We start from the raw sequence: 16,344 nt of genomic DNA on the forward strand, positions 1-16,344 counted from the left end.
GACGCTCCCAGGACGCCGGTGAACACTTCCGGGTGTCGGTCGACATCGCCGTACATTCTCGGCGTAATCAGGCACTGCGCCGCGGGCCCCTGCTGAGCCATGGCCCGTCCCCCATGGGCGATTCGGCTGCGACGGCACGCTCGTCACGGACGCCGGGCGGGGCGCGGGACTCTCCCTGCCTTCGGCTGAAGTCGCCAAGGGAACCGTTCCTGCACGGAGGAACCGGGCAGACCCCGGACCAGCGCCTAGGAGCCGCCATGAGCAACGGAGACATATTCGTCGGCGAAGTCATCGGCACCGCGATCCTGATCATGTTCGGTGCCGGCGTCTGCGCCGCCGTCACCCTCAGACACTCCAAGGCCCGGGCCTCGGGGTGGGTGGTGATCGCGTTCGGCTGGGGCATGGGCGTGCTGGCGGGTGCGTACACCGCCGCTCCCCTCTCCGGCGGGCACCTCAACCCCGCGGTCACCCTCGGCATCGCCATCGACACCGGCAAGTGGGACAAGGTCTGGGTCTATCTGCTGGGCCAAATGGTCGGCGCGATGCTCGGTGCCGTCCTGGCCTACCTCGTCTACCTGGCCCAGTTCCAGGCGAACGTCCGCGAGGAGGGGTCGTCGGAGGAACCGACGGCCACCCTCGGCATCTTCTCCACCATTCCGGAGATCCGGAACCCGATCGCCAACCTCATCACCGAGATCATCGCGACGATCGCGCTCGTCCTGCCGATCCTCGCCTTCGGGCTGACCAAGGGGCTCGGCGAATCGGGCACCACCGCGCTGATCGTCTCACTGCTCGTCGTCGGCATCGGCCTCTCCCTCGGTGGGCCCACGGGCTATGCCATCAACCCGGCGCGCGACCTCGGCCCGCGCGTCGTCCACACCTTCCTGCCGATCCCGAACAAGGGCACGTCCGACTGGGGTTATGCCTGGGTCCCGGTCGTCGGTCCGCTGATCGGAGGGGCACTCGCGGGCCTCATCTACAACGCAGCCTTCTGACCCGGCGATCAAGGGGTAGCCATGACGGACACCGTCGACAAGTACGTTGCCGCAATCGACCAGGGCACCACCTCAAGCCGCTGCATCATCTTCGACCACGGTGGCGCGATCGTCGCCGTCGACCAGCGCGAACACCGCCAGATCTTCCCCAAGCCCGGCTGGGTGGAGCACGACGCCACCGAGATCTGGTCCAAGGTGCAGGCCGTGGTCGCCGGTGCGATCGCCAAGGCCGGACTGCGCGCCGACCAGCTCAGCGCGCTCGGCATCACCAACCAGCGCGAGACGACGGTCCTGTGGGACCGCGCCACGGGCAAGCCCGTGCACAACGCGATCGTCTGGCAGGACACCCGCACCGCCAGCCTGTGCAACGAACTCGGCGGCTCGGACGGCCAGGACCGCTTCCGTGAACAGACCGGCCTGCCGCTGGCCAGCTACTTCTCCGGACCCAAGGCCGCCTGGCTGCTCGACAACGTGCCGGGCCTCAGGGACCGCGCCGAACGCGGCGAGATCGCCTTCGGCACCATCGACTCCTGGCTGATCTGGAACCTCACCGGCGGCACCGAGGGCGGCCGGCACGTCACCGACGTGACGAACGCCGGGCGCACCATGCTGATGAACCTGGAGACGCTCCAGTGGGACCCGTCCATCCTGGCGGCGATGAACGTGCCCGCGGCGATCCTCCCCGAGATCAGGTCCTCGGCGGAGGTGTACGGCACCGCCGTCGGGCAACTAGCGGGTGTCCCGGTCGCCTCGGCGCTGGGCGACCAGCAGGCGGCCGTGTTCGGCCAGGCCTGCTACGACGTCGGCACGGCGAAGAACACCTACGGGACGGGGAGTTTCCTGCTGCTCAACACCGGCAACCGGCCGGTGCCCTCGAAGAGCGGGCTGCTGACGACGATGGGTTACAAGATCGGCAGTGAGGCACCGGTCTACTGCCTCGAAGGGTCCATCGCGATAACGGGCGCCCTCGTGCAATGGTTCCGCGACCAGCTCGGGATCATCCGCAGCGCCGACGAGATCGAGACCCTCGCGGCGAGCGTCGACGACAACGGGGGTGCCTACATCGTGCCGGCGTTCTCCGGGCTGTTCGCGCCGTACTGGCGCTCCGACGCGCGCGGGGTCGTCACCGGCCTCACCCGGTACGTCACGAAGGCCCACCTCGCGCGCGCGGTGCTGGAGGCGACCAGCTGGCAGACGCGGGAGGTCGTGGACGCCATGTTCCAGGACTCCGGGGTGCACATCACGACCCTGAAGGTCGACGGCGGCATGACGAAGAACAACCTCCTCATGCAGCACCAGGCCGATGTGCTCGGCGTCCCGGTGATCCGGCCCAGGGTCTCCGAGACGACCTGCCTGGGCGCCGCGTACGCGGCCGGACTCGCCACCGGCGTGTGGAACGACCTCGACGAGCTCAAGTCGCACTGGCAGCGGGACGTGGAGTGGGCGCCCACCATGGAGGCGTCGGTGCGCGACCGCGAGTACCACAACTGGCGCAAGGCCGTGGAGAAGAGCCTCGGCTGGCTGGAGGACGGCGACGAGCGCTAGAGCTCCCACAGGGCCGCGGCCCGTACCCCGGTCGGCGGGGGTACGGGCCGTGCGCGCGCCTCAGGTGGTGACGGCCTCGCGGCGGCCGGCCGCGTACGCCATCGCGTGCTGGACGACCCCGATCAGCACCTCCTTGACCGACTCCCGGTCGCGGGCGTCGCACAGCACCAGGGGGACGTCGCCGTCGAGGTCGAGCGCCCGGCGGACGTCCTCGGCCGGATAACGGGCCGCTCCCTCGAAGCAGTTGACGCCCACGACGAAGGGTATGGAGCGCCGCTCGAAGTAGTCGACGGCGGCGAAACAGTCCTCCAGGCGCCGGGTGTCGGCCAGCACGACGGCGCCCAGGGCGCCCTCGGACAGCTCGTCCCACATGAACCAGAACCGCTCCTGCCCTGGCGTGCCGAAGAGGTACAGCACCAGGTCCTCGCGCAGGGTGATGCGGCCGAAGTCCATGGCCACGGTGGTGGTGTGCTTGCCCTCCACACCGCTGGTGTCGTCGACCGGGCGCCCGGCCTCGGTGAGCTGCTCCTCGGTGCGCAGCGGCCTGATCTCGCTGACCGCGCCGACGAGGGTGGTCTTGCCCACGCCGAAGCCGCCGGCCACCAGGATCTTGAGCGTGACGGGCTCGACCGGAGGCTTCCCGCGCTCAGAACGCCCGAAGATCATCGATCTCTACTCCTGCTTCATGGGGGTCGGATGACGGCGGGCCGTAGCCTCCGCCACCGGGGGTTTCGATGACGAGTACGTCGTCGGGGCCGACGTCGGCCGCATCGCTGCCGCCGAGTTCGGTCACCGTACCGTCGGCCCGCTCCACCCGGTTGGCACCGAGCGCGCCGGCTTCGCCGCCCGCCATACCGTACGGCGGAACCCGGCGGTGCTGGGACAGGGTGGAGACCGTCATGGGCTCGTGGAAGCGGATGCGGCGCACCGCGCCGTCCCCGCCGCGCCACTGCCCGGCGCCGCCGCTGTCCGGCCGGATCGCGAACTCGTCGAGCAGCACGGGCAGGCGCCACTCCAGGACTTCCGGGTCGGTCAGCCGCGAGTTGGTCATGTGGGTCTGCACGACGCTCGCGCCAGGGAAGCCGTCTCCCGCGCCGGAGCCGGAGGCGACGGTCTCGTAGTACTGGTGGCGTTCGTTGCCGAAGGTGACGTTGTTCATGGTCCCGGAGCCCTCGGCCTGGACGCCGAGCGCCGCGTAGAGGGCGCCGGTGATGGCCTGGGACGTCTCGACGTTGCCCGCGACGACGGCGGCCGGCGGCTCGGGGGCGAGCATGGAGCCGGACGGCACGACGATCTCCAGGGGGCGCAGACAGCCGTCGTTCAGGGGGATGTCGTCGGCGACGAGGGTGCGGAAGACGTACAGGACGGCCGCGTTGACCACCGAGAACGGGGCGTTGAAGTTGGTGCCGAGCTGTGCGGACGTACCGGTGAAGTCGATCCTCGCGGCGCGCTGTTCGCGGTCCACGCGCACGCGCACCCGGATGACGGCGCCGGAGTCGGTCTCGTAGGCGTACTCGCCGTCGTCCAAGGCGTCGATGACGCGGCGGACCGCTTCCTCGGCGTTGTCCTGGACGTGGCGCATATAGGCCTGGACGACGCCGAGGCCGAAGTTCTCGATCATGCGGCCGACTTCGTCGACGCCCTTCTGATTGGCGGCGATCTGGGCGCGCAGGTCGGCGAGGTTGGTCTTCGGGTTGCGGGACGGGTGGGGCGCCTCGGTGAGGAGCCGGTGGGTCTCCTCCTCGCGGAAGCGGCCGTTCTCGGCGAGGAGCCAGTTGTCGAAGAGGACGCCCTCCTCCTCGATGGTGCGGCTGTTCGCGGGCATGGAGCCGGGTGCGATGCCGCCGATCTCGGCGTGGTGCCCGCGGGAGGCGACGTAGAAGAGGATGTGGTCACCCTGCGTGTCGAACACGGGCGTGATGACCGTGACGTCCGGCAGGTGCGTGCCGCCGTGGTACGGGTCGTTGACCGCGTAGGTGTCCCCGGACCGCATGGAGTCGCCGCGCCGCCGGATGACCTCCTTGACGCTGGTGCCCATCGAGCCCAGGTGGACGGGGATGTGGGGGGCGTTGGCCACCAGGTTTCCGTCCGGGTCGAACAGCGCGCAGGAGAAGTCCAGCCGTTCCTTGATGTTGACGGACTGTGCCGTGGACTCCAGCCGGGCGCCCATCTGTTCGGCGATGGACATGAAGAGGTTGTTGAAGACCTCAAGCAGGACCGGGTCGGCTTCCGTGCCGAGATCGGAACTCTGCGTAATCGCCGCGCGTTCCATGACCAGATGCCCGTCGTCGGTCGCCGCGGCCCGCCAGCCGTCGTCGACGACGGTCGTGGCGCTGGCCTCGGTGATGATCGCGGGGCCGGTGACGGTCTCGCCGGGAGGCAGGTCCTCGCGGCGGTGGAGGGGTACGTCGCGCCAGGCGCCGCCGGTGTGCAGCCGGACGGTCTCGGGAGCGGCGCAGCGGCCCTCGTACGGGGCGAGGGCGGACAGATCGGGGGGTTCGGTGATGCCGGTGGCTTCCACGGAGAGGGCTTCGACGACGACCGGGCGGTCGAGCGTGAAGGAGTACGTGGCGCGATGACGTTCTTCGAAGACGTGCCTCATGTCGTCGGGCTCGGTCAGCTCGACGGTGAGCGTGGTGTCGGTGCCGTCGTAGCGGAGCTGGGCACGGCGGGTGACCCTGATGCGGTCCTCGGGGATGTCCTCGGCGAGGAGCTCGGCGCGGGCCGCGCCCTCCAGGTCCTCGGCCGTCTTGCGGATGCCCGGCATCGAGGCGGCCGCCAGGGGCGCCTCGACGGACTGTTCGCGCATCGCCGTGGTGTCGGCGAGGCCGATGCCCAGGGCGGAGAGGACACCGGCCATGGGCGGCACGAGGACGGTGCGGATGCCGAGCGAGTCGGCGACCATGCAGGCGTGCTGACCGCCCGCACCACCGAAGGTGGTGAGGGCGTAGCGGGTCACGTCGTGACCCTTCTGGACGGAGATCCGCTTCACGGCGTTGGCGATGTTGGCGACGGCGATCTGCAGGTAGCCCTCGGCGACCTGCTCGGGGGTGCGCTCGTCCCCGGTCCGCTCGCCGATCTCACGGGCGAGGGCGGTGAAGCGTTCGCGGACCAGCGCGTGGTCCAGTGGCTGGTCGCCGTCGGGGCCGAACACCGTCGGGAAGTGGGCCGGCTGGATGCGGCCGAGCATGACGTTGGCGTCGGTGACGGCGAGCGGCCCGCCGCCCCGGTAGCAGGCGGGGCCCGGGTCCGCGCCCGCCGAGTCCGGGCCCACCCGGTAGCGGGAGCCGTCGAAGTGCAGGACCGAGCCGCCTCCGGCGGCGACGGTGTGGATGTCCAGCATGGGCGCGCGCAGCCGGACGCCGGCGATCTGCGTGGTGAAGACGCGTTCGTACTCGCCCGCGAAGTGCGAGACGTCGGTGGAGGTGCCGCCCATGTCGAAGCCGATGACCCGGTCGAAGCCGGCGAGCTGCGACATCCTGGCCATGCCGACGATGCCGCCGGCCGGCCCCGACAGGATGGCGTCCTTGCCGCGGAACTGCCCTGCCTCGGCGAGTCCGCCGTTGGACTGCATGAACATCAGGCGCACGCCCTGGAGCTCGTCGGCGACGTGCTGGACGTAGCGGCGCAGCACGGGCGACAGGTAGGCGTCGACGACGGCGGTGTCCCCGCGCGGTACGAGCTTCATCAGCGGGCTGACCTCGCTGGACAGCGAAATCTGCGGGAAGCCGACGCGGGCGGCCAGCTCGCCGATCGCCCGTTCGTGGGCGGGGTGCAGATGGCTGTGCATGCAGACGACGGCGACGGCGCGGATCCCGTCGTCGTACGCCTCCCTGAGCGGGCCTTCGAGTGCGTCCAGGTCGGGTGCGCGCAGGACGGTGCCGTCGGCCGCGATCCGCTCGTCGGCCTCGACGACCCGCTCGTACAGCAGCTCCGGCAGTTCGATGCGGCGGGCGAAGATGCGGGGGCGGTTCTGGTAGGCGATGCGCAGGGCGTCGCGGAAGCCCTTGGTGACGACGAGGAGGGTGCGCTCGCCCTTGCGTTCCAGGAGCGCGTTGGTGGCGACCGTGGTGCCCATGCGGACGGCCTCGACCCGCTCGTCGGAGCCGTCGAGGAGGTCGCGCACGCCGGCGACGGCCGCGTCGGCGTAGCGGGCCGGGTTGTCGGACAGCAGCTTGTGGGTGAGCAGCCGGCCGTCCGGGCGCCGCGCGACGATGTCGGTGAAGGTGCCGCCTCGGTCGACCCAGAACTGCCAGCCAGTCACGTCACTACTCCGCTTCCGCGCCGGTCACAGCGCCCGGAGGCCGTTGATCACGTCGCGCAGAATACTCTCGTCCGGCAGCTCGGCCGGCGGGACCGGACGTGTCACGTGGACGAGTTCCCCGTTCACGAGATCGCCGATGAGGACCCGCACCACGCCGATCGGCAGATTGAGTTCGGCGGCGAGCTCTGCGACCGACTGCGGGGCGCCACGGCAGAGCTCGACGATGTCCACGTGCTCGGGGGACAGCGTGTGGTCCGCTTCGGGATCGTCCGCGTGGGATTCGGTGACGACCACCGCGATCACGTCGAGGCGGTGCTGGGCCGCACTGGTGGTGCGGCCGCGCGTCATGGCGTACGGACGGACCACCGGTCCGGCCTCGTCGTCGAACCAGTGACTTCTTCCCTGACCGTCTCCGCTCATGTCATCCCACTACCCGCCGGCGGGCAGATCGGTGCGCGGGGCGGCGCCCAGATGCACGCCGACCCGCTTGACCAGGAGGGTCATCTCGTAGGCGACCTGGCCGACGTCGGAGTCCGCGTCCGCGAGGACGGCGAGGCAGCTGCCGTCGCCGGCGGCCGTCACGAACAGGAAGGCGTCGTCGAGCTCGACGACCGTCTGCCGGACGCTGCCCGCCTCGAAGTGGCGGCCCACACCCTTGGCGAGGCTGTGGAACCCGGAGGCGACGGCCGCAAGGTGCTCGCTGTCTTCCCTGGTCAGGTCCTTGGACACGCCCGTGGGCAGGCCGTCGCCGGAGAGCACGATGGCCTTGCGGATGCTGGCGACCCGGTCGACGAGCTCGTCGAGGAGCCAGTTCAGCTCCCCCCTGTTCGCCGCACTCTGGCCGGTCGCGTTCGGTGCGGTCATCGACCGTCCCCCTCTGTCGTTCCTTGTGCTGTGCCGTTCTGGGCCCCGTCGCCCGCGGCGTTCTCCTTACGGCCACGCTGCCAGCCCCGCTGGAGGGAGGCCATGCGGCTGCGGACCTCGTCCGCGTCGCGGTCGGCGGGGTCCGCCGCGCGCCCCGCGCGCCGTTCGGTGTTCTGCTTCAGCTGCGGCGCCAGGCTGGCCTGCCGTACGCGCTTGGGCAGCTGCCCTGATCCGGTGTCCTCGGGTGTGCTGCCCTGGGGCGGCGCGGTGTCGCCCGGGCCGCCGCCGGAGGGGCTCTCGGTGCGGCGGGCCCGGCGGGGCAGCGCGGGGGCCTCGGCGGGTCCGTCCGGGCGGGGCACCGGGGAGTCCGTGCGCTCGGTGAGGCGGCCCGCGAGCCCGGGGGCGGCGGGCCCCGGCGACGGCTCGCCGCGGCGGCGGGAGGGCAACGGCGCCAGGGCCTCGGAGTCGGAGCGGCTCGGGCCCACGGGGGCCTCCGCCTCCGGCTCGCCGCGACGGTTGCGCTGCTCGGGAACCGGCCTGCCGTGCGAGCTGACCAGCTTGGGCGTGCGCCGCCGGGGCAGCGGCACGGGAGCGCTCGGCCCGTCGTGGGCGCCGAATCGGTCCTCGGGGGCGGAGGGCTGCTGATGGAGCTCACCCAGCCGGGCCGGGGGCCGACCGTCCGCCCGGGCCGTGGAGCGGCGGGGGCGGAAGATTCCGCCGCGTTCGCTGTCGTCGTCGGACAGGACGTCGGGGAAGTCGTCGAGCGCGTCCAGGTCGACGGGGGCCTCCAGCTCGACCGGGCCGTCCAGGAGCGAGGCCGTCATGCCGGGCAGTTGCAGGGGCGCCTGGGTCAGAGCCGCCGCGCGGCTCTCCTCCAGTTCGGCCTCCTTCGAGGGCCTGTCCCGGTCGAGGCGGAAGCCGATGCCGTTGGTGTCGGGGACGTCGTCGGTCAGCAGCACGTCGGGGATGAAGACGACGGCGGTGGTGCCGCCGTAGGGGGACGGCTGCAGCGAGACGCGGATGTTCTGGCGCTGAGCGAGGCGGCTGACCACGAAGAGGCCGAGCCGGTCGGTGTCGGAGAGCTCGAACTCGGGAGTCTCGGCGAGCCGGAGGTTGGCGTCCAGAAGTGCCTCGGCCGCCATGCCGAGGCCCCGGTCGTGGATCTCCAGGGTGAAGCCGTTGGCGACCCGCTCGCCCAGCACCTGGACGGCGGTGTGCGGCGGGGAGAACACCGTGGCGTTCTCCAGGAGCTCGGCGGTCAGGTGGGTGAGGTCGGCGACGGCCGGGCCGGTGACGGCGATGCGCGGCAGTCGGCGGACCTCGATGCGTTCGTAGTCCTCGACCTCGGCGACGGCTGCGCGGACGACGTCCATCAGCTGCACGGGTTTGCGCCACTGCCGCGAGGGAGCGGCGCCGGAGAGGATCACCAGGCCCTCGGCGTGCCGGCGCATGCGGGTGGTGAGGTGGTCGAGCCGGAAGAGGTCGGCGAGCTCGTCGGTGTCCTCGGTCCTGCGCTCCATGGTGTCGAGCAGGGTGAGCTGCTTGTGCAGCAGGACCTGGCTGCGGCGGGCGAGGTTCACGAAGACCTCGGAGACGCCGGCGCGCAGTTCGGCCTGTTTGACCGCGGCCTCGACGGCGGCGCGCTGGAGGGTGTTGAGGGCCTGGCCGACCTCACCGATCTCGTTCTTGTCGTACTCCAGGCGCGGAACCTCGGTCTCCACGTCCACCTGCTCGCCCACGGACAGCCGGCGCATCACGCTGGGCAGCCGGACCCCGGACGCCTCGTGTGCGTCGAGACGCAGTTGCCGCAGGTCGCGGATGAGGCTGCGGCCGACGCGTATGGACAGGACGACGGAGAGCAGGAGCGCGACCAGGCCGAGGACGCCGGCGAGGGCTGCCTGGACGATCACACTGACGGCCACGGGGTGGACGCGGTCCTGATAGCGGTCGTCGGCCCGGTCGTCGAGCGTGCGGAGTTCGTCGAGGACGCCGGCCGCGGTGGTGTCCCAGTTCTTGGCGTTGACCCCGCGCGGCGCGCCGGAACCGGAGGAGACGACCGCCTGTTCGGCCACGCGCAGCGGGGCGGTGGTGGCGTTCTTCCAGAACCGCTCGTAGCGGCCGCGTTCCGAGGGCGGCAGCAGCGGCAGGCTGATGTCGTAGAGGAGGGTGCGCTGGGCGACGAGGTCGGAGATGTCGCGGGTCTCCTCGCGGGTGAGCTTGCCGACCACCAGGGAGGAGCCGAGCAACGCGTCCTCGCGGGAGAGGAGTTCACGGGCGCGGTCGATGTTGACGAGCGCGCGGCCCTGCTTGTCCATCTCCACGTCGTCGACGCTGTCGATGCTCGCCAGGAGGCCGTAGCAGGAGTCGACGACCCGGTTGTAGAGGCCGAGGGCCTGGGCACGGGTGATGGTGCCCTCCTCGACGCTGCGGCGCAGGGAGTCGATGTCGTCGAAGGCGTCCAGGGCGGCGGTGAGGTGTTCGCCGTCGTCCTTGTCCATGTCGCCCCGGACATCGGGGTCCTTGGCGTTCTTCCGGAGCTTGGCGAGGGCGCCGTCGGTGGCGGTCCGGGTGCGGCGCAGTGCCGCCAGCGCGTCGGCGGCCCGGGGGTCCGCGAGATAGACGAGGGTCTGGCGGCGTTCCTGCTGCAGGACGTGCACGGTGTCCTCGGTGCGGTAACCGATGTTCTCCACGACGTCCGTCACCCGGAAGAGCCGGGTGACCTCGCGCCCCGTGAGCACGGTCGCGAAGCCCCAGATGGCGGTCAGGGACACCAGCGGCACGAGAAGCAGCGCCACGATCTTCCGGCGGATCGACTTCCCGCGAAAGCGCATGGCCTCCCCCAGCTCGACCCCCTCCGGTCCGGGGGTACACATGTGCGTCAACAAACGGGGCGAGCCTACTACCGCCACACAGCTAACTCGAAGACGTATCCGGAGGTCGAACTTCCGCCAAGGCGGCGAGACGTGGCGAGTTGTCCGGGCATTGCGGGAGATTGCCACCCGGATTCCGGGTACCCCACCGGGGCGAGCCGGACCGGCGAAGTTGGCCGGTTGGCCGGAATTTTTCGCCAGTTGGGAATCTTCACGGCATGTCGTTCGTCCTTCACTACGGGAAATGGGGGCGGAATCGGCCACAGGAGCCGCATCCCGCACCCGGGCAGCGTAAAACAGCGCAAGCCGGGCAGTCACTGGGGAGCCGGTGCCTCGGGGCACCGGAGGGGTGGTCTGCCGGCGGTGGGGAGTGACACGGTGATGGGGACGGCCGAGCGGCGCGAAGCGCCCGAGGACGGCGTAAGGGCACGCTCCAGGACGGGGCAACGCCGGGAGGCACCGGATCGCGACATTCCGTCGCAGAGCCGCGATACGGGGTTCGCGGGGCCGCAACAGCCGCCGCTTTACCGTCCGTTGTGGGTCGAGGAGCCCGCTCGCCGGCGCCGGATGCCGGATCCGGTGCGGACGGCGGCCGTGCGGGCGGTGTTGATCATCTCCGTGACGCTGATCCAGGCCATGGTCGCGTTCCTGTGCACGATGGCGGGTTCCTGGCTGGCGTTCCCGATGGTGATCAGCAGTGTGGCCAGCACGGTGGTGGCCACGTGGAGCGTCGTCGACATCTGGGTGACCCGCCAGGTGTGGAACCAGCGCCACGGGGTGGTGTCGGTGCCGAGCAGCACGGCGAGGGCGCTGCGGCGCGAGCGGCGCACCGCCCGGCGGCAGGCACGGGCCGCCGAGCGGGAGCGGGAGCGAATACGCCGTCGGGGCGGTGCCGGGCAGTTGTCGCACCCCTGAGACCGGACACGCGGCTGAGCAGGCGGGCCCGGCCGTCCGTCAGAGTGCAGTCGGGAAGACCGCCCTCGGTGCGGAGCACGGTGTCTCCCTCCTCCTTGCCGGCCGGCAAGGAGGAGGACGCCGGATCAAGACGCCGGTCACCAGGTTGATCAACTGGTGGTCGACGCGGGCCTCTTGTACATCCGTGTCGCCGTGATCTCGCTGTGCACCGCTTCTCCGACCTGGCTCTGCTGAGGCAGTCCCGGCCGCAGGTGTTCCTCCACGCTGATGTACTTCAGGCCCGCCCGGAGGTCGGCGTCGTTGCGCAGCCGGATGACCAGCGGGAACTCGGCCAGCGCGGTCGTGTCGAACAGACCGGTGGTGTACAGCAGTTGCACCCCGAGCGCGTCCGACACGGCCCGCTGGAGCTCCAGCAGATACGTGGCGTTGGCGCGGCCGATCGGATTGTCCAGGAACAGCGTGCCCGCGTGGCGGTGCTTGTCGCGGCCCCGGTCGTTGCTCCTGAGGGCGGCCATCGTGCAGTACAGGGCGATGGCGGCGGTGAGCAGCTGACCGCCGGAGAACACGTCGCCCATCTGCCCGACGGGGACGCGCTCGGCGCGCAGCACGGCGTCGGGCTTGAGGATCTCGACGGCCACGCCCTTCGGCTGGAGCGCCGCCGCGACGCCGCGCAGCAGCAGGGACATGCCGTCGCGCCGCAGGTCGGAGTTCTTCTTCACGGCGGCCCGGGTCGCCTCGTCGATGACCTCGCCGAGCCGCTCGGCGAGCGTGGCCTGGTCGGGTTCCTCGAAGCGGATGCGCAGGAACTCCTGCCCGGACCATTCGCCGAGCCCCTCCGGCAGCCGCGACAGCCGCTGGGCGGAGCGCAGGGTGGCCAGCGCCGACTCGACGAGCCCGCGCAGCCGGTCCACGATCGAGTCCCGGTTGCGCTCCAGCTGCGCCAGCTCGTCGGTGAGGACGCGCAGCCGGGGTGCGAAGGCGTCCGCCCACTTCTGCGCGTGCTCGGGCAGCGCGGAGGCCGGCAGTTCGCGGATCTGCTGGCGGGCGGGGGTGCGCACCTGCTCGTAGCGGGTGGAGTTGGCGTGCCGGACGAGGATGTCGCTCGCCTCTCGGACGGCGGCATCGGCGGCGGACAGGTCGGCGGCGCAGCCGCGCAGCGACCGGCGGGCCTCCGCGGCGGACTGCCGGGCCTCCTCCAGGCTGCCGGGGTACGGCTCCGGCTCCTCCTGCTCCTCCTCGACGGTGTGCTCGCGCAGCAGGTCGCGGAGCATCGCGGCGATCTCGTCGAAGCCGCCGGCCGCGTCCTCCGCGGCCCGGTGGGCCTCCAGGAGCTCGGCGTGCGCCTCCCGGGCCTGGGCCAACGCCTCGGTGCGGGCGGCGAGTTCGGTGGTGGCGGTGCGCAACAGGGCCTGGGCCTGCTCGGCGTCGCGCGGGAGGAGTTCCTCCGGCAGCTCGGTGTGCGCCTCGCCGTCCTCGGGCGCGTGCCGCTCGGCCTCGCCTCGCAGCCGGCCGAGATGCTCGCTCGCGGTCGACATACGGGTCTCCAGGAGCTGCACCAGCTCCTCCGCGCGCGCGACCGCGGCCTGCCGGGACGGGCCGTCCGAGCCGTCGGGCGACTGAAGCAGCTGCTCCGCGCGCGTGCGGACCTTGTTGCTGAGCCGGTCCAGTTCGGCGCGGGCGGCGCTCTCGTCGCTCTCCGCGCGGGCCTGCTCGGCGCGCAGGTCGGCGCCGACGCCCACCTTCTCGTACACCTGGGAGGCGGCGCGGTAGGCCTCGCGGAGGGCGGGCAGGGACGCCTTGGGCGCGTCCGCGTCCGCCTCCGGTACGTCGTCGGGGGCGCCCGCGATCTCCGAGCGCTCGGCACGCAGGGCACGGGCGGTGCGGCGGGCGTCGTCGGCGGCGCGCTGGGCGGCGCGGCGGTCCTCGTCGGCGGCGCGGGCGCGCTCCAGGCAGACCTGGGCGCGGGCCTCGCACTCGGTGGCCTCGTCGGCGAGTTCGCGCAGCTTGACCTGCCAGCCGGAGCGCTCGCGCAGCCGGAAGGCGAGCCCGGCGAGGGCGTCGGCTGCGCGCCGGGCCTTCTGCGCGGCCTCCTGCCGCTCGTCGCGCAGCTGGGCGGCCTCGGCGGCGACCTCGTCGGCCTCGGACCGCACGGTGCGCGCCTCGGCCAGCTCGGCCTCGGACTCCTCGGCGAACGCGCGCGCCTCACGGGCGGCCCGCGCCAGCTCGACGAGCCGGCCCGCCGGGCAGCCGGTGCGCCACGAGGCGAGCCGCGCCGCCAGCTCCCGGTCCTTGCCGAGCCGGGCCGCCAGCGCCCGGATCTCCTCGTCCCGTTCACCCGCCCGCGCGCGCAGTGCCTGCCGCTCCTCGTCGGCGGCGTGCTCGTCGTGCATGGCCGGGTTCGGCGGTACGAGGAACACGTCGCCCGGGGACGCGTCGGCGGCCGGGGTGGGGGCGAGCAGGGCGGCCGCCGTGCCGACGGCGACGGCGGAGCGCGGCAGCAGCGCCGCGTCGCCGAGCACGTCGCGGGCGCGCGCGTGGGTGTCCGGGTCGGTGATGATCACGCCGTCGACCAGCTCCGGGCGGGCCGCGAGCACGCGCGCGTGGTCGGCCGGGTCGACGGCCTGGGCGAGGTAGCGCCAGCCGGGCAGCGCGGGGATGCCGTGCTCGCCGAGGTACTCGACGGTGGCCAGCACGTCGGGGCCGGGCGGCAGCAGTCCGCCGTCACCGAGGGCGCCGAGGATCCGGGCGTCGTCGGCGGCGGCGGTGCGCAGGTCGAAGAGCTGGCGTTCGGCGGAGGAGACCGTGTCGTCGAGGACTTCGCGCAGCTCGTCGGCGAAGCGGTCCAGGTCCTCGGGGGTGAGGGCGCCTTCGGTGGCGGGGCCTTCGTCGAGGGAGCGGGAGGCTCCGGCGTCGGACGAGTCGTCGACCGCGTCGGTACCCCGTGCCCGTGAGCCGCCCGACCCGGCGTCGCCGTCGGCGGCTGCCGTCCGCGGCCCGGGCACCCCGGCCCGCCCGGACCCGGAGGTCCCGGGCAGGCTCAGCAGCTCACCCAGCCGCTCCTCCGCGGCGAGGGACTCGGCGAGGCGGCGCTCGGCCTCGTACGCGCGTTCCGTCGCCGTCGCCGCGTCGGCCGCGCGGGCCGCGGTCAGCTCCGCGCGGGACTCGGCGGAGGCCGCTTCGCGGGCGTGCTCGGTCGCCTTGCGGGAGGCCTCGCGGGCCGTGTCCCAGGCCGCGACCGCCGTCTTCTCGGCGTCGCTGGCCGCCAGCGCGGCGCGCGCCGGGTCGGCGTCGGGCGCGCTGTCGTCGAGCCAACCGGCGCGCACCGCCTCGGCGGTCTCCTGCTCGACCTCGCTCAGGCGCTGCCTAAGGTGCCCGACCTCACTGCGGGCGCGCTGCGCCTCGGTGGCGGCGGCGGTCGAGTCGCGGTACGCGGCCTCGCCGGCCTCCTGAAGAGCGGCGGACCGCTCCTCGCCCTCGTTGGCGAGCGTCTCGGCGCTCTCGGCGGCCCCGTGCAGGGCCCGTACGAGATCCACGGCGGCCTTGGCGCGGGCGGCCAGGGCGGGGGCGGCGTCGCGCTCGGCCTCCTGGATCGCGGCGGCCACGCGCGCGACGCGGTCGGCGGCGGCGCGGTGGCGCAGCACGGCCTCGGCGGCCTGCCAGGCGGAGTGCAGGGTGCGGGCGTCGGCGAGTTCCCGCTTCTGCGCGGCGGCGGCCTTCTCGGCGGCGGCGAGCGCCAGCGACGCGTGCCGGTAGGCGAGTTCGGCGGCGATCAGCGCGCTGCGCTCCCGGGCGCCCTCGGAGTGCGTGACGGAGTACGCGGCCGCTGTCACCCGCTGGGCGAGGTCGGCGGCGCGCACCCGTTCCCGCACGGCGCGCGCGGACAGCCGACGCGCCAGGGTGCGGGTGCGGCGCTCGGCGCCGCCGTGGATGTCACGCGCGCGTGAGCGGGTCTCGGCGGCCTCGACGATCCGCCCGAGCAGATCGACGGATCCGGCGGTGAAGTCCCGCTCGGCGATCAGCTCGGCCCGCCGTCCCAGCTTGTTGCCGAAGCCGCCGACCAGGTCGGCGAGCCCGTCCGTGTCCCGGGTGTCGGTGACCGCGCGCAGCAGCAGGTCGGTGAAGTCGGAGTCCTTCTTCACCGCGAAGAGTCCGGCCGCCTCCCCCTCGTCGGCGTTCATCTCCCGCTGGTAGCGGAAGAGTTCGGGGTCGAGGCCGAGTTCGCCGAGGTGCTCGATCCAGCGGTCGTGGATCTCCTCCCAGTGCACCTCCAGGTGCGGATACGCCTTGCCCGCCTCGGTGAGGGCGTCGCGGAAGCCCTTCATGGTGCGGCGGCGGCCCTGGGCGCCGGACGCGCCCTCGCCGGGCGGCCGCACCGCGGTGGACTCGGCGACGGGGAGGTTGTCGAGGCTCAGGCCGGGGCCGGGCCGGAAGGAGTACCAGGCCTCGGCGAACTTCCGCGGGTCGTTGGACACCTGGCGCCCGCGCCACTCGCTGACCTTGCCGACGACCACGCACTCGCCGGTCTGCACGTGCTGCCACTCCAGCGCCACGTGACCGCAGTCGTCGGCGAGCAGGAACTTGCGCAGCACACCGGAGCTGGCGCCGCCGAGAGTGTTGCGGTGGCCCGGCAGCATGACGGAGAAGATCAGCTTGAGCAGGACCGACTTGCCGCCGCCGTTCTCCAGGAAGAGCACGCCGGCGGGCGCGGGCCGGCGCGGCGGGCCGACGGGCTCCTCCTCGAAGAACTCCGCCTGCGTGGGGGCGGGTTGGGGCACCGGCTCGCCCACGCCCCGCAGGTCAAGCACGGTGTCGGCGTAGCGCGCACCGGCGGGCCCGATGGAGTAGAGGCGGACCCGGGACAGCTCGTACATGGCGGACTCTCGTCGTCATT

General features: G+C 72.6%; 9 protein-coding genes. 3 read left to right on the plus strand and 6 right to left on the minus strand.

Annotated elements, in window-relative coordinates; genetic code table 11:
* Window positions 1–257 precede the first annotated feature (257 nt).
* Both ACWGKT_RS29640 and glpK read left to right on the plus strand, forming a co-directional pair.
* Complete coding sequence (locus tag ACWGKT_RS29640; protein WP_453276101.1) at window positions 258–995, plus strand: MIP/aquaporin family protein; 738 nt, start codon at window positions 258–260, stop codon at window positions 993–995.
* 21 nt (window positions 996–1,016) lie between these two features.
* Window positions 1,017–2,540: a glycerol kinase GlpK gene (gene glpK, locus ACWGKT_RS29645; RefSeq protein ID WP_356144867.1), complete on the plus strand. Its 1,524-nt coding sequence runs from the start codon at window positions 1,017–1,019 to the stop codon at window positions 2,538–2,540.
* Window positions 2,541–2,600: 60 nt separating this feature from the next.
* Here the strand turns inward: glpK and ACWGKT_RS29650 are convergent, their stop codons facing one another.
* The 5 genes from ACWGKT_RS29650 to ACWGKT_RS29670 are packed head-to-tail and all read right to left on the minus strand — an operon-like array spanning window position 2,601 to window position 10,499.
* Window positions 2,601–3,206, minus strand: coding sequence for a GTP-binding protein (locus ACWGKT_RS29650; protein ID WP_235455781.1), 606 nt, complete (start codon window positions 3,204–3,206; stop codon window positions 2,601–2,603).
* A complete protein-coding gene (locus tag ACWGKT_RS29655) occupies window positions 3,187–6,804 on the minus strand; it encodes a hydantoinase B/oxoprolinase family protein (RefSeq protein ID WP_453276102.1) in 3,618 nt (1,205 codons plus the stop codon). Before ACWGKT_RS29655 ends, ACWGKT_RS29650 begins: the two co-directional genes overlap by 20 nt.
* 24 nt (window positions 6,805–6,828) lie before the next feature.
* Entirely contained in the window at window positions 6,829–7,224 is a 396-nt protein-coding gene (locus ACWGKT_RS29660) for a DUF742 domain-containing protein (protein ID WP_453276103.1), read from the minus strand.
* A 9-nt stretch (window positions 7,225–7,233) separates the two neighbouring features.
* A complete protein-coding gene (locus tag ACWGKT_RS29665; RefSeq protein ID WP_235455784.1) occupies window positions 7,234–7,668 on the minus strand; it encodes a roadblock/LC7 domain-containing protein in 435 nt (144 codons plus the stop codon).
* Window positions 7,665–10,499 (minus strand): nitrate- and nitrite sensing domain-containing protein, encoded by a 2,835-nt coding sequence (locus ACWGKT_RS29670; protein WP_453276154.1) that lies wholly within the window; start codon window positions 10,497–10,499, stop codon window positions 7,665–7,667. Before ACWGKT_RS29670 ends, ACWGKT_RS29665 begins: the two co-directional genes overlap by 4 nt.
* Before the next feature lie 420 nt (window positions 10,500–10,919).
* Between ACWGKT_RS29670 and ACWGKT_RS29675 the strand changes: the two genes are divergently transcribed.
* Window positions 10,920–11,453, plus strand: coding sequence for a hypothetical protein (locus ACWGKT_RS29675; RefSeq protein WP_453276104.1), 534 nt, complete (start codon window positions 10,920–10,922; stop codon window positions 11,451–11,453).
* A gap of 149 nt (window positions 11,454–11,602) precedes the next feature.
* On the opposite strand, the gene ACWGKT_RS29680 is transcribed toward ACWGKT_RS29675, so the two are convergent.
* Window positions 11,603–16,324, minus strand: a complete 4,722-nt coding sequence (locus ACWGKT_RS29680; RefSeq protein WP_453276105.1) for a hypothetical protein — start codon at window positions 16,322–16,324, stop codon at window positions 11,603–11,605.
* Window positions 16,325–16,344 lie beyond the last annotated feature (20 nt).

Source organism: Streptomyces sp. NPDC054794 (assembly GCF_053611585.1).